12 protein-coding genes and 3 tRNA genes are annotated in these 14,544 nt (G+C 44.1%); 8 read left to right on the top strand and 7 right to left on the bottom strand.

What is annotated here, in order from left to right; genetic code table 11:
* Positions 1-7: 7 nt before the first annotated feature.
* The 3 genes from BW976_RS26535 to BW976_RS26525 all read right to left on the bottom strand — a co-directional run bounded on the left by BW976_RS26535 (position 8) and on the right by BW976_RS26525 (position 1,761).
* Positions 8-583 (bottom strand): TerD family protein, encoded by a 576-nt coding sequence (locus tag BW976_RS26535; protein WP_076378293.1) that lies wholly within the window; start codon positions 581-583, stop codon positions 8-10.
* Between the two features lie 226 nt (positions 584-809).
* Complete coding sequence (locus BW976_RS26530; RefSeq protein ID WP_076378291.1) at positions 810-1,271, bottom strand: DUF1801 domain-containing protein; 462 nt, start codon at positions 1,269-1,271, stop codon at positions 810-812.
* A gap of 46 nt (positions 1,272-1,317) precedes the next feature.
* Positions 1,318-1,761, bottom strand: a complete 444-nt coding sequence (locus BW976_RS26525) for a DinB family protein (RefSeq protein WP_076378289.1) — start codon at positions 1,759-1,761, stop codon at positions 1,318-1,320.
* Between the two features lie 86 nt (positions 1,762-1,847).
* On the opposite strand from BW976_RS26525, the gene BW976_RS26520 reads away from it, so the two are divergent.
* The 3 genes from BW976_RS26520 (at position 1,848) to BW976_RS26510 (ending at position 5,106) form a co-directional block, all read left to right on the top strand.
* Positions 1,848-2,702, top strand: coding sequence for an AraC family transcriptional regulator (locus BW976_RS26520; protein ID WP_076378287.1), 855 nt, complete (start codon positions 1,848-1,850; stop codon positions 2,700-2,702).
* Between the two features lie 76 nt (positions 2,703-2,778).
* Positions 2,779-3,471 carry a ferredoxin reductase domain-containing protein gene (locus tag BW976_RS26515; RefSeq protein WP_076378285.1) on the top strand — a complete coding sequence of 231 codons (693 nt, stop codon included), beginning with the start codon at positions 2,779-2,781 and terminating at the stop codon, positions 3,469-3,471.
* Positions 3,472-3,546: 75 nt separating this feature from the next.
* Positions 3,547-5,106, top strand: coding sequence for a DHA2 family efflux MFS transporter permease subunit (locus tag BW976_RS26510; protein ID WP_076378283.1), 1,560 nt, complete (start codon positions 3,547-3,549; stop codon positions 5,104-5,106).
* 1,147 nt (positions 5,107-6,253) lie between these two features.
* On the opposite strand, the gene BW976_RS26500 is transcribed toward BW976_RS26510, so the two are convergent.
* Positions 6,254-7,834, bottom strand: a complete 1,581-nt coding sequence (locus BW976_RS26500; protein ID WP_076378371.1) for a TROVE domain-containing protein — start codon at positions 7,832-7,834, stop codon at positions 6,254-6,256.
* A 108-nt stretch (positions 7,835-7,942) separates the two neighbouring features.
* On the opposite strand from BW976_RS26500, the gene BW976_RS26495 reads away from it, so the two are divergent.
* On the top strand, positions 7,943-8,284 hold the full coding sequence (locus BW976_RS26495) for a hypothetical protein (RefSeq protein ID WP_084192364.1): 342 nt from the start codon (positions 7,943-7,945) through the stop codon (positions 8,282-8,284).
* A 155-nt stretch (positions 8,285-8,439) separates the two neighbouring features.
* Here BW976_RS26495 and BW976_RS26490 read toward each other — a convergent pair whose 3' ends face one another.
* Positions 8,440-8,622, bottom strand: a complete 183-nt coding sequence (locus tag BW976_RS26490; RefSeq protein ID WP_076378279.1) for a hypothetical protein — start codon at positions 8,620-8,622, stop codon at positions 8,440-8,442.
* Between the two features lie 507 nt (positions 8,623-9,129).
* Between BW976_RS26490 and BW976_RS26485 the strand changes: the two genes are divergently transcribed.
* From BW976_RS26485 to BW976_RS26470, 4 genes are all read left to right on the top strand, one after another.
* Positions 9,130-9,203 (top strand) — tRNA-Pro (locus BW976_RS26485).
* Between the two features lie 11 nt (positions 9,204-9,214).
* Positions 9,215-9,287, top strand: a tRNA-Ile gene (locus BW976_RS26480).
* Positions 9,288-9,499: 212 nt separating this feature from the next.
* A tRNA-Cys gene (locus BW976_RS26475) sits at positions 9,500-9,573 on the top strand.
* 457 nt (positions 9,574-10,030) lie between these two features.
* The gene (locus tag BW976_RS26470; RefSeq protein ID WP_076378277.1) at positions 10,031-11,023 is read left to right on the top strand and encodes a hypothetical protein; all 993 of its coding nucleotides are present in this window, start codon (positions 10,031-10,033) and stop codon (positions 11,021-11,023) included.
* A gap of 49 nt (positions 11,024-11,072) precedes the next feature.
* On the opposite strand, the gene BW976_RS26465 is transcribed toward BW976_RS26470, so the two are convergent.
* Entirely contained in the window at positions 11,073-12,680 is a 1,608-nt protein-coding gene (locus tag BW976_RS26465) for a glycoside hydrolase family 99 protein (RefSeq protein WP_139332435.1), read from the bottom strand.
* A 308-nt stretch (positions 12,681-12,988) separates the two neighbouring features.
* On the bottom strand, positions 12,989-14,491 hold the full coding sequence (locus BW976_RS26460; RefSeq protein ID WP_076378273.1) for an RtcB family protein: 1,503 nt from the start codon (positions 14,489-14,491) through the stop codon (positions 12,989-12,991).
* Positions 14,492-14,544: the final 53 nt, after the last annotated feature.

The raw sequence follows: 14,544 nt of genomic DNA, 5'->3' as shown, positions 1-14,544 counted from the left end.
GCTTGTTCTACTTAATAATCTGCCCTTTAAAATATTTACTTAAAAAGAAGGCCAGATCTTCTTTATAACCCACACCCGATGCTTCAAATTTCCAGGCGCCGCCGCGACGGTATAATCGGCCAAACTCGATTGCCGTTTCGATCGAAAAATCTTCGCCCAGTTCATATTTACATACTTCGCTGCCGGTCAGTTCGTCAATGATACGGATGTAGGAATCACGCACCTGGCCAAAATTTTGCCTTCGGGGCTGCGCCTCGTGAATGGTTACTACAAAAAGTATTTCCTGTATTTTAGGATCTACCTTGGTCAGGTCCACGTTGATGGATTCATCATCGCCGCCATCGCTGTTGCCGCCTGATGGATCATCACCGGTATGATGAACGGCAGAGTCGGGCGAATCTACATTGTTATAAAAAACAAAAAATTCATCCTGCGGAACAAACCTGTTCTCGTCTATCATTATGGCGGATACATCCAGGTCAAAGTCGTAACCTGTACCTTCGTGTGGGTTCCAGCCCAAACCAACTGTCATTTTTGATAAACCGATATCTATTTTTTGTCCCTTTTGTAAGTTGATAGCCATGTTAAAAGTATTTTATTAAAACTTTAGCATCCCTATAATATTGCAGGGGCCAAGTTTGTTTTGTTGGTAAATTGATATTTTAAATATTAGTCTAATATATATGCTTTTTTAATCCGTGCATCCAAAACAACATAACAAATATGTTAGGATTACATCTGTGGATTGTGACTAAGGGAAATGCGGAATGTTACAGGAGGGAATTACGATGAAGGATAAACGAGAAAAATCATTTTCCCCTTTGCTTGGCCGAAATTGATTTGGTAATAGTTTTACCCTGCACCATTTGCTTGGGGTCTTTTACCAATTTAAGCGAGTTGATCCAGGCCTCCAGCAAAAGCTGTTTAATATAAATAACAGGAAACTCTTTAATATCCGGAACGGTGATGTATCGGTATTGCTTACCATTACCTATCAGCATTTTTTCGGGATCGGTAAGATCGGCGCCATGGTAAAAGCCAAACTGCAGGTTATTGTTTGTGCGAAAAACGGCGATACTACAAAAGGCATGACCTACCTTTTCCGTAGGCGACCAGCCAAAAGCCAGCGCATTATAATTATCATAAATGAGCTCATTGGCCTGCGGAAACAGGTCCCAAACAAAATCACGCAGCCACAGGGCCCTCTCCTGCACATCAGTGCGGAATGGGGTAAGAAATTTCAGCAGGTCGGTTTTTTCTTCTTTGGCCATAGGTTAAGTGAGATGAGCACTACACAAAAATAAAAGAGCCTCCCGATTATTCAAAAACCCGGCGGATATAATTTACCTGCCCCAAATGATAATTCAAATGAGCCAGCAACTGCACCAATACATAACTGACTGACGTATGGGGTTTGTCGAAAAATCCAGGGTACTCTGCCTCCATTTGTTCCGGGGTGAAACCGTTTATGGCACGATTGATCATTAAAATAAGTTTCTCAAGATCGGCCACAAGCTCTTCTCTTTTTACACCCCTACTTCTAAACTCCAGATCGCGGTTACGAACATAACCGGAATGGGCAAGTGTGGCACCAATAAGATGGTTGAGGCCGCCAATGAGGTGCAATACGAGATTTCCGGCCGAATTTTTCACCGTTCCCTGCGTTCGCCAAAGGTCTTCTTCATTTTTAAATAAGTTTACTTCCTCTATCAGCTTGCGGAGGTCGCGCTCATAAAAACCGGCCAATACATCATTCAACATAATATTTACGGGTAAAATATTTTATGTGAATTTATAAAAACTACCGCTTTCCTCCCACCAATATCCAAAATGATTACTTTTGAGCAATGAGCAACATCCCTCTTCATTTATTAAAGGATAGGACCGACTTTGGCCTGCACCTGAAGCATTTTAAAAAGGGCGATCCTGTGGAGATGGACCCGCGCGTGCTTGAGGCGCACCGGGATGATCATTACATTTTCTTTGTGATAGAGCAGGGTTCCGGCTCTTTGATGATCGATTTCAACGAAGTTCAGTTATCAGGAGGTATGCTTTATTATATTCTGCCGACCCAGGTACATCAACGCATCCGTAACGAACATACAGACGGCTGGTTTATTGGGGTTGATACCTCGTTGATTCCACCTCAATGCCGCAATGTATTTGAAGGCCAACTACTCCTTCAAGAGCCTTATACATTTAATGACAACCAGCTCAGGCAATGCAAAAGCTTGCTTTCGCTGCTTCTCGAAAAATATAATGAGGACGATGCCGATCCGTTTTATGCAACAACCATCCATGCTTTACTAAAATCTTTTTTAACCATTGCAGCAGGTTACTATAACGGATATTTAGGCACAAATTTAAAGGTATCCCGCCCGGCCCAACTTACCAGTCAATTCAAAAGTCTGCTGGTAGCAGAATTACGATCAAATAAAAGCCCTGCTGATTATGCCTCCATGCTCAACGTGTCTGAAGCTTACCTGAGCGAAGCGTTGAAGAAGATCACCGGGTTCCCGGTAAGCTATTGGATACAGCAGGAAGTAACCATGGAAGCCAAACGCCTGTTATATTATAGCCAGCTTACGGTTAAAGAGATTGCCCATTCTTTGGGCTTTACCGATCATTCTTACTTCTCCCGTTTGTTTCGTAAAGTAACGGGGACTTCAGCAATCGCCTTTCGAGAACAATACCGAAAATAGTCCTATCATTACGCCGAAGTCGCCATTTCTTTATACTTAAAAAGAAGGTTTCTTTGTATCATCAAAAAAATGTTACATGGAAACATCTATTTTACAACAAATAAAAAACAAAGCGGGAAGACTCATCGGGCCGCAGCTGCTCCATACCGGGCGGGTGCTGGAAGTACGTGTTTGGAAGCCTGCTACCATCATAGAGATCGACCTACATTTACCCCTTGTTGATATGCGCCAATGGACCGAAGTTCCCTATATTAAATTCAGGGTGGGCGACTCATGCTACCGCGATTATACCCCATTTGGATGGGATGCGGAAACAGCCACCTGTTCGATACTGATCGATGCCGCACACGAAGGCTGCGGAAGCAACTGGGCGAAGCAGCTTCATGCCGGCGACGCTGTTCAATACATAAAAATAGGCGATACCCGTCAAGCACCTCATCCTACCAACCTGGTTGTGGGCCTTGGTGATGCCAGTAGTTTGGGGCATTTATTGGCCTTACAGCAGCTCACCCTGCCCAGGATTCGTTTTGACGGCGCCGTATTACTGGGCAGCCAACACGTTGGGCAATTGGTTAAGGATTATTTCCGGTCGCCACTAAGCATACTGACCAGTCCATATGAACTGGCCGACTGGCTGGCAGAGCAAGGTTACTGCACCGCGCATACCTCATTTTACCTGACAGGAAACCGTCAGTTAGTTGTGGAACTGCGCGCCTTATTAAGAAACCTGGGACATTCAAACATCCAGACAAAAGGGTTTTGGTCATGAACTGTCCAATTATGGTAATTCCATTCGATTGCATGACTAAACCCTTGTTTATTTAAAAACATATACATACCCTTTATGGAAACCGGTTTCAGAAAGTGGATCATCGTTATCACGATCATTACTTCAACCATTATTGAATTGATAGATACTACCATTGTGAACGTATCCATCAACACCATGAGCGGGAACTTAGGCGCTTCGTTAGAAGATACCGCCTGGGTGATCACGTCCTATGCTATTGCCAACGTGATCATTATCCCCATGACCAGCTTCTTAGCCGAAAAGATTGGCCGGAAGCAATATTATATTGGCTCCATCTTATTATTTACCCTGGCATCGGCCATGTGCGGATTCTCGGATAATTTATGGGAACTGGTAGCCTTTCGTTTCCTGCAGGGTATAGGCGGCGGCGCATTGCTATCTACCTCACAATCCATCCTTTTTGAAACGTTCCCGGCTAAAGAACGGGCAACCGCCAGCGGCATATTCAGCCTGGGTATCATTATCGGCCCTTCTATCGGTCCGGTAATGGGTGGCTATATTGTGGATAATTTATCATGGCAGTGGATCTTTTATGTCAATATCCCTATTGGGATTGCGGCAGCACTGCTGTCATACATCTATCTTAAACCTAGCAAAAAATCAACAGACGGCCGAAGTATCGACTGGCTCGGTATTTTCCTGCTCACCATAGGCGTGGGCTCGCTCCAGGTAGTTTTGGAGCGCGGCCAAACCGACGATTGGTTCGCGGCAACCTACATCCTGGTACTCAGCATCATTTCGGCATTATCAATAGCCATTTTGATCTGGTGGGAACTGCGGATCCCCTTCCCGGTAATTAACTTGCGGGTACTGAAAAGCACTACCTTATCCATTTCGGCCATCATGACCTTTGTTTTGGGCTTTGGGTTGTTTAGCAATGTGTTTGTTTTTCCTTTGTTCTCACAGCGCATCATCGGTTACTCTGCCTTCCAAACCGGCACCATGCTACTACCCGGGACCTTAATGGCAGCCATGATCTCACCTTTTTTGGGCAAGATGCTGCAAAGCGGTTTGCGGCCGCAATACCTCATCATTCTGGGATTTGGGTTATCAGCAGCGTTCGGGTATATCATGTCGGGATCAAACCTCGCGACAGGAGGTGCTTACTTTTTTATCCCCTTAATCTTTAGAGGACTTAGCGCGGCGTTGCTTATCGTTCCGTTAACAGCACTGGCCGTTTCGGAATTGAAACCGGCGGAGATACCACAGGGCGCGGCACTTAATAACATGATGCGACAAATGGGCGGATCATTTGGTATCGCTTTAATCAATACCTACATCGCGCACCGGGAGGCAGCCAACCGCACAGCCCTGATCACGCATGTTACCGCTTCGGACCCGCAAACCATCATGCGGCAGCAATCGCTTATCCAAAATTTTATGGCACATGGTTCCAATTACCTCCGTGCTATGCAGCAATCCATCGGCGCGCTGGAAAACATTGTAGTAAGGCAAACTTTTTTACTAAGCTATATGGATGCGTTTTTGCTACTGGCCATTTTAAATGCCTGCTGTATCCCTTTGGTGATCGTCACCATAAAAAAAAGAAAAGAAGTAAAAGCCGCAAAGGTAGTGGTACCAGATGCGCATTAAGAGCGATGCAAGGTGATTTTGGGGTCATAAATTAATAAAAGAGCAACAGGCAGCAGGTGTACAGATCGGGACTCGAACCCGGACCGCTTTCACGGCCTCAACCAGGCGAAGTAACACCCGCTTACGGCATCTTTTACGTTTCAGGTTTAGGTATAAAACATTAAAAAGGGCTATAAGCAAACGGCAAAATAACTGAGCTACCAAGGCGGGATTTGAACCCGCGGCCTCCCCGATATCATCGGGGCGCTCTAACCGAAGCATCGCCATTTTACGGTACCTTTTATGTTTTTAAAAAAGAAGAGCAAAAAACGAATAGCGCTTTTTGAGTTAAGGTTTCGAAGTAACACTAGTCTACGGCATCTTCTTTGTTTTAATTAAGGGCGATAAATCAATACGCGCATGATCTGCTCTACCCGCTGAGCTACCCCGGAGGTTTGAATTCCGGGAGCCGGAATCGAACCGGCGACTCGAAGTAGCGCGCATTTACGGCACCTTAGCCCCCCACCCCCTAAAGGGAGAGTTAACGGAGGGAATAGCATTCATTAAAAAAGGGTTACAGCCAGGAAGTGTTTTGCTCTCTACGTTTTAACCATCTCAACTACCCTTTCGGGGCCGGAATCGAACCGACGCCTTAGCTTTGGATTGAAGTAACACTCCCATACGACACCTTTTTTATTTTCAATTTCATTTAAAAAAGAAGGGCAACAGACAGCAAATGACCTTGTTTTCCCCTGCTCTACCAATCTGAGCTACTTTAGCCTAAACTAAAGACCGGATTCGAACCGGCGACCTGAGGGTCATAATCGAAGTAACACTTGTTTACGACACCTTCTTCTTTTTCTGATTAAAAAAAGAGCTACAATTAATCAGCGTTTGGTTTTGCGTGACAGGCGAAGTAACGCTGACCTACGGCATCTTTTTATCTTCAATTTCATCTAATAATAAGGAGCAAAAAGCGAAAAAGGAAGCGGGGGCTGTCAAGCAGGGACTCGAACCCTCAGCATAGCTTTACGCAACACTGCCCTCCCCTAAATGGTGACGAAGTAACCCTTTTCTACGGCATCCTTATATTTTTAAAAGGTTATACGTTCAACGTTGTAAGTAATACGTTTTTCAAAACGTAAAACGTATAACGTATAACCTCACATTATATGACTATACCATTGATAGTCTCCATTGCCGAGCTTCCGTTTTCTAAGGCATCAAGCACCTCAAAAACTTTATCGCTCCAGCCGGCTACCAGGTAAACATCATTTTGCATTAACTGCAGCGGCGCTTGTCCGTAACCTTTCAGGTCAAACAGATACAGCTTTGCATTAGGCGCTACATTACTTTTGTATTGCGCCCATAACGAGTTGATATGATAACCAACACCCGCGCTGTTCCACAACTGGCAATCGGTAAATAAAAACACTTTGTCCATTTTCACCTTTCGCGCCAATATATCGTTGATAACCAGGTGGCCATTGGTGGCATAACCCACCTCGCCCTCGCGGCGATAAAACTCCTGCACGTTACCCAATATGTTATTGCGCGGCACGGTTATGGTTTTCCACCTATCACCAAACATACCCACCTCCACGTTTTTACAACGCGACTGCAACAGCATGGCCAGCATCAAGCCCACATCGTACAACAGTATTTTGGACTTTGCCGATACCGGCATCTGCATTGATCCGGAAACGTCGCATGCTAACAGCACACGGGTTTCATAACCAAAACCTTTGATGTTGGCAGCGCTTGCCTGTACCGCTTTTTCCAAAGCATCCAGCAACTCGCCGGTATAACCGGTATTGTTACCCTGCACTAAAGCGGTTAATTTTTTAACCAGACTTTGCACAGGCACTTTGGTAACCGGATTGATCAGCTCGCGATAAGCTGCCAGGTAACGGAACGGAAACTGCTTTGCTTTAGCCACCTCATCGGCATCTGCCAAACGGGCACATACCTTTTGGAAATGCGCGTAGCTTACACCCGCCTCCTGTATGTTCCGCAGGTTTCGTAGTAAAGCCATATAACCCAGCTTGCCGCTGTCTATCAGTTCTTCCCATTTAGCCTTAAACGCTTCGGCTTTATGCTTTTCGCTGTCGAACCCAACCTGCCCCAGGGCCGACAGTTCGGTTTCCCAGGTATAAGGCGTTTGCAGGGTGCCGTTCACTATTTTATCAAACAGTTGTTGCTGGGCCGTATCCTTTGCCTTCGGGTGCACCAGGAACAACGCATCGCGCAGTTTGATGGCCCCATCGCGGTTATATTTAGCAAACTGGTACTCGTCAAAACGGTTAAAAGCTGCCTGTAAACCTTTTTGCAATTGCTTGCTCAGTCGGTTCAGTTTTTTTGTACCGGTACGCTTGTTTAGCAATTGGTAACAGGCCAATAGCTCGGTGATCTCATCGGCACGGTTCACTACCCCGGCAGTAACCCGGGCAACCAAATCGTCGCCCGAGTGCAGCTTAGCCAATTCGGTAGCCAAAACCAGCGGAACCGAACGCAAATACATTTTTGTACGTGCATATACAGCCAGCTTACCCACAAATACCGGGTTACAGGTATGTATCAATGTGCGCAGGCGTTCCATACGCACATCGTTCTTCTCGTAAAAGGAATCATTTAAGCTCCAGGTAACAACCGCTGTGTATAGTTCCATTTCGGAACTCATCACAAAGGCTTTTGCGCCTGCATGGTTTACGGTTTGTGTGTTGGTACGGCTTAATAAGTTAAATTTCATTGGGAACCTCCCTTCTTTTTTTGTTTGTTGATACAAAGGTGGAGAGGCACTGCGCAGTGTATTTGCGTAGTTGAAAAATATTTTATTTTTTTTTGAGATATTTATAAAATGGGAGATATCACGATAGAAAAAGCCGATTACATTATAGCCCATTACACCGATTTACTGACTTTAGCAGAGCGAAAAGCATTAAGACACCATGTATCAACAATTAAACTGGAAGGTACAGCAGATGGGAGGCTAACCCGCCTATATTTAAAAACAGGCTGGCTAACTGATGATCCATTGATATTAAACTACCTGACCGAAGGATACATTCGGTTTACGCTGAACTGCGCAGAACGAATTCTGAAAGATAATCCGGAAAAAATATTTTTTAATTTATGCCCCCATATGCAAAAAGCTGGCCCGTACGCCGTACGCCAAACAATGCCGTTGGTGTGGGCATGATTGGCATTAATACTACTAAATAGCCTGATACAGGGCAAAAAGCAAATAGCATAGGCGCGTTAATTGCATAGAATCTTTTACCAGGTAAAGGCAGAAGAAGCAAATTGGGTACTTGTGAGCACCCACACAGTAAACATTTTTATAAACGCGGGCTCTTAAAAACAGGCCGGCCCGTGGCTGCTGCCAAATGGAAATTTGTTAGTCCTCCCATGTGTATAATGATCACACACTTTATGATCACGGTACATTTTAGGGTTGTTTGGGTGATTGGCGAATAATTCTGGGTGGGTAGCTTCAGTCTTATCAGGCTGAGGAGCTATGGTAGCTTTTTTCTTCATGATGAATCCTCCTGAAATTAAGGTCTTAGAGCAATTGGTTATATAAATTTAAGCATAAAACTTACTCATTGCAAGCATTTTATGAAGAAAATATTATTTTATTTATGAAAAATATTTCCGGGACCTAGGGATCAATAGCTCATAAAAAGTTGTAACCCAAAAAAGGGCCATACTGAGCGCCGTCTAAGCATAGTGGAGCAGGACACTGCGCTCGCCCTTCAACGGCACTCAGGGTGACAGCCATTATTTAACATTACCTATTCATTATATTTAATTATCAGCCATTCCATTACAAGCCTTAACACAACATCCAAATAATATTTTTCAGAAATTTCTTGATTTACAAAATAATTATGTATCATTGTGCCATGAAAACAACAACAATACCATGCTGTATACCGCAACCGATTTATCGGAGGGGATAGCTATGTATTGAAAAAATATAATCAAACACGTGAATCCTCTTAGATAAATCTAAGGGGATTTTTTGTTTTAGGGAGAAATTTCAGGGTAGTATATCAATTGGCCAGATTACCTGCTTTGGGAGCAGGAGGCTCCCGGTTCGAGCCCGGGTTACCCTACTGATTATAAAGGAAATATAGCTCAATGGTTAGAGCGGCACCCTTATACGGTGTTGGCTAAAGGTTCAAGTCCTTTTATTTCCACGGTGTTATTTTCCTATGGTGCAATAGCAGCACATCAGATTCTGGATCTGAAAGTCGTGGTTCGCCCCCACGTAGGAAAACGGGAGTATTTAAAAATAATAGTGGTTGTTTTTACCCAGATTTGTTTTGCTTAACCGGCCTGCGCCGGGTAGGGAGAGGTGCGCGACGAATTACAGAAATTTCTGTAATTCAATTATAATAAAATAAAAAAAGGCCGGTTGCCCGAGTGGTTCAAGGGAGTCCTCTGCAAAAGGAATGTCCGCAAGTTCGAATCTTGTACCGGCCTCGGGATAATTAATGAATTAGTGAGTTAATGAATTATTGAGTGCTCTTTGATAAACAATAAAAAAGACAGTTCTCCACTTAAATGCGTATATTTATATATATCAACAGCCCAGATTTTCTGATCAAAAAGGAAATCCGGGCTGTTTTGTTAAGGAGAAATATAGCCCAAAAAACGGACATTTGGCATGTAATTATTTAACAATCAAATACTTAACACTTTTTAAAGTTTTAAAAATCACTTAAAACCGTGTTAAAATTTGTTAAAAAGTGTTAAAATGAGGGTTTTCTGATGATTTTTAAGCCTGTTTTCGCTCGTTTTCGGACAGAAAAGTGTTAAAATTTAAGGTTTAAAAAGTTTTTGAAGGCATCTCTTAATGTTTGAAGTACCTCCGTCAGGGCATTTGACAATATGACCGCAAATGACTAAAATAGTACCTCCTAATTAATTAACATTAACGATGAAATTTAAACCATCCTTATCGCAGATACTTGGCCTTTTGCTCATCATAGTTGCCCTGCAAAGCTGCGAACCCACACAACCCGGCAGCTGGAAAAATGAACAGATTAGTAGTCCGGATAAATTTCATCAGCTTAACACAGAGCTCTTTAAACAACTGAAAGTGAACGATGAAAAGCAGTTGGAGAATATCATGTCGAGGGATTTTATTGACCACCCTTATAGAAACAGAAAAATAGAACTGGTAAGCAACCGGGTAAAAGTAAACGACTATACCCTGCTTGATGAATATTATGTGGTGAACCGTTATATAAGCAGCGATACCATCAGCTCAGGTATCAAAGGGCCCAATGGTTATTCGCTAACTTACCAAGGCGCAACGCACGAAATGTACTTTGCCTTTTTTATACCAATAAACAAAGCCATACCCAACCAGGATATGATCACAGCCGTTTACTGTAAGTACAATTATGGCTGGAAATTGAGTCAACTGGATGTGAGCCACTACAAGTTTAACGGCAAAACAGCTCCCGAACTATGCGATCAGGCCAAAGAATGCTATAACAAGGGTTTTCTGATAGATGCTTTAAACATAGCCTCCTCGGCCATGGATTGTTCGAGTCCCAATGATCTGTGGAAATACAATGGAGATGAGGAGATAAACAGCTTTTACAATAAAGTTTTAAAAGAAGCTTACAGCATATATAAATTCCCGATGACTATTAAGCTGGTTTCAACCCATCCGCACATCATCAGGATAATGAACCAAACTACACCAGAGGGTGTTTTTCCGATGATCTATTACGTATCATCTATCAAACTAAAAGATACAACAGCCCTCAAGCAGGAGAACGAGAACATCAGAAAAGTGATCAATGAAACGTTGCCCGGTATTGATCAGGATAAAAAGTATGTGCTATATTCCGCGTTTAATGAATCGCCAACAGGCAGAAAAACTGTTGATCATTTTGATATGACCGCGAAACTGAAATAGATCAAAACAGCATATCGGACAATAATTTGTCTGATATGCTGTTAAAAATTTAATTAAGCGTCCACTGACTGCTGTCGGCAGTAGCGCCAATAGCGGTGCACTGGGCAAAGCCGCTTTGATTCTCGAGATTCAGGTAAGTATTCTGCCACTCGTTACGGAGGCGTTTGTAGCCATTGTAATCTTCCAGCACCCAATAGCTGCTGTAAAAACTATCCGGAACGGCGGTACATTCGGCATAGCTATACAGATGCTCGATGTTGAGGTAATGACCGGTACTTACATTTTTGATGCGGGTATGACCGTTAACCTGCTCCAGCGTCCATTTGCCATTGGCCACAGTACTTGACGAACTGTATTTGGCCTGCCCATTATCTTCATACAGGTAAGTATTTAACCATTTGTTTTTGATGCTTACACCGGTGGTTACGGGAGGAGTGGTACCACCACCGCCAATAGTATTCATTAGGTTTTCGGCATCAACCGGCTGTACATTGGCAAAATAGGTAAATACTTGGTTCAGCTGATTTTGCACGCTGGAGTTACCCTTATATTGCTTGCGATATTGATATAAACGATAGATCTGCTCCAGCTCATGCTGATGGTAAGGCACACCCAGTTTTTGCTGCATGGTGGTTAAAAAGCCATAGCCAAACTCAACGGTTGGTTCAATCATGGTGCCTTCGCCATAATCGTTCCAGGTAGCAAATTGAATAATGCCAACGCTTGATGCCAGGGCTTTATCCAGCATGGTACTAAAGGTTGAAGTGCCGTTATAGGCAATTTGCCAGGTTGGCCCACTAGCACCACCGGCCGCGTAAAAGGAATTGAAACCCGGGTATACTACCCCTACAGAAATCGGAAAATTGGATGCCTGGGCGTAATAATTATCCACCACAGTTGGATGATCCTGGTATATCCAGGGGAACTCACCACCTGCATTATTGGCACCAACCTGACTGGTAAAGCCAAATAACGGAATAACTTTGGGTTTGGGACTCAGCCCGGCCAGTATCTGATCCCATTCGCTGGATGAATGGAAAGTTATCGGGCCAAAGTTGAGTACTACCGGCACATTGTTCACCTTGAGGTAATTACCCTGGTTAAAGTAGTTGCTTTGCATGTAGGTAAAATCGCCGTGGGCACCGCTGGTTTGGCCGGCATCCCAGTTGCGGTCTTCCTCCACAATAGAAAACTGCAGACCCACCGCGTTCAGCTTGGCGATGAGGGCGTTGGAGTTGTTAAGATTATCAGGATAATCGTACTGCACACGGGTACCCGGCCAGTCGATAGTAACCCCATCAACTCCTGAGTATTTCATGAGCAGGAGCTGATACTCAATAATATCGGGATCGCTTGATGCATAGGGACCGGTTTGCGGGTAATAATAAGCGGCAATTTGGCGGCGACCGTTGGTAATGATGTCTGGATTTTGGGTGTTCATTTTCCAGTGATAGCCCCAGGCTCCTTTTGAGTCGGGTGTTTCAAACCAGGGCATCCAGTGCATAAAGATCTTTTTGGAGGTGGATTTCCCTACCGGAACAGCGGCAAGCGTTTTGTTTTTAATGGAATTTGGCTGATCGAGCCGGTTTTCCGATGAATTTTTCTTACAGCCAAAACATAGCAACGCCATAAGCATACAGATAGTGAGCTTTTTCATAAGGTAATTGGTTTTTAATTGGTTACAGCTGCCGGGCTTTAGGGTTGCCCGGTATTAATACAAAGGAGGGAAGTATATAGCGTAATACGCAGTAAAAGCCAGGAAGGCTTGTGAGAATATAAATCAATATCTAATTGAATTTATATATAATAAGCTTAATATCAATAATATATATAGATATTAAACACTTATGAAGGCATGAAAAATATAAACTATTAGAATTATAAATAATGGAAAAATAAGATCGGCAAGGTTTAAATCCCCGAAAGCCAAATAACCGCAAGCTCCCGGCTTGCGGTTATTCCACTCTAATCCTCCGGCTTTTCTTTCGGGTCCGCCATCCTTACGATACGGGGTTCAAACTTGGCCAGCACTTCAACCAAGTCGGTTTGGGCGGCCATTACGGTGTGGATGTCCTTATAGGCCATTGGCGCCTCGTCAATATCTGAGCCCATGAGCGTAATACGTTTATCCACCAGGTTAGCAGCAACCACGGCACGGTCGATAGTTTTGAAGGCAGCGCTACGACTCATCAATCGCCCAGCACCGTGTGAAGCCGAATTGATAGACCGTACATCGCCCTTACCACGCACCACAAAGCCGGGTGTGCTCATACTGCCGGGAATAATACCCAACACGCCTTCACCGGCAGGGGTGGCTCCTTTACGGTGTACCATTACTTCGGTACCATCGGCCAGTTGCTCTTTCCAGGCAAAGTTATGATGGTTTTCGATGCGGGTAAGCGGTGTTAAGTTCAACACTTTGGCTATCTTATTATGTATCTCATGATGGTTGGCACTGGCGTATTCGCCGGCCAGGTTCATCGCTATCCAGTACTCCTGCCCCTCATCCTTATCCAAATCGAGCCAGGCCAGATGTTTGGCTTCGGCAGGAAGCTTAGTTTTGCTCATGGCTATTTTAGAGTAATGATCGGCAATGCTACCTCCAAAACCACGTGAACCAGAGTGCGAAAGCAGAGCCAGGTAATTACCGGCAGGTATACCTTCCAAAGCGCCATCAGCCAGGCTAAGCTCGCCCCATTCCACAAAATGGTTACCGGTACCTGAAGTACCCAGCTGGGCATAAGCTTTGTCTTTCAACATACGGATCACCTTGGTTTCGCCCCAGGTACGGCTATCAAATAAGGAGCTGTCATGATGCACTTTGGTAGTACAACCCATACCAAAATGAGTATGATCGCTCAGCAAATTTTTTAGCTTATCTGTTTCAGTATCCACTACAGTAGCAGGCAGATCAAAAATGCTCAGGCACATACGGCAGGCAATATCCACACCAACAGCAAAGGGGATAATGGTATTAGCCGTAGTAGCCAGCACGCCGCCAATAGGCAAGCCATAACCCTGGTGGGCATCGGGCATCAGGGCTCCGGCAACGGCTATAGGCAATTTTACAGTTGTTTTCATCTGTGCTAAGGCGCCCACTTCAATATGCTCCAGGCCATAAACCGGAAAATCGGCCATTTCTGTTTTTAAGGCATGTACGGTACGTTGCTGTTTCATGAACTTGCCTTCCTTACGCAGATCAACAACGCTTTCGGCCAGGTTTTTGAACTTACCACCTTTTTTCATGGCATATGGTATGGGATCGTCTATCAATGCTTCCAGGTTGGCCAGTATAGTTGGTTTATCCATCACTCCATGTTTCAGCAATCCGTTAGCTACGCGACTAAAGCTCTCTAATATTTTAACATCGTTAATACCTAAGGCTTTTAACTCATTGTTGCTTACTTTTTCTTTTTGCCCCCCGGCCCCCTGAAGGGGTAGGTTATGAGCGTTATTTTCTTTTCTCATGATACAAAGTAAAACACCAACTGCGCAACGTATTTGCGCAGTAAAAATAAAAT

This window comes from Mucilaginibacter lappiensis, from assembly GCF_900155965.1.
In the GTDB taxonomy this organism is placed as follows: Bacteria; Bacteroidota; Bacteroidia; order Sphingobacteriales; family Sphingobacteriaceae; genus Mucilaginibacter; species Mucilaginibacter lappiensis.
Note: the sequence above shows the minus strand (reverse complement) of the source record. Positions and strands in the feature narration are given on the sequence as shown.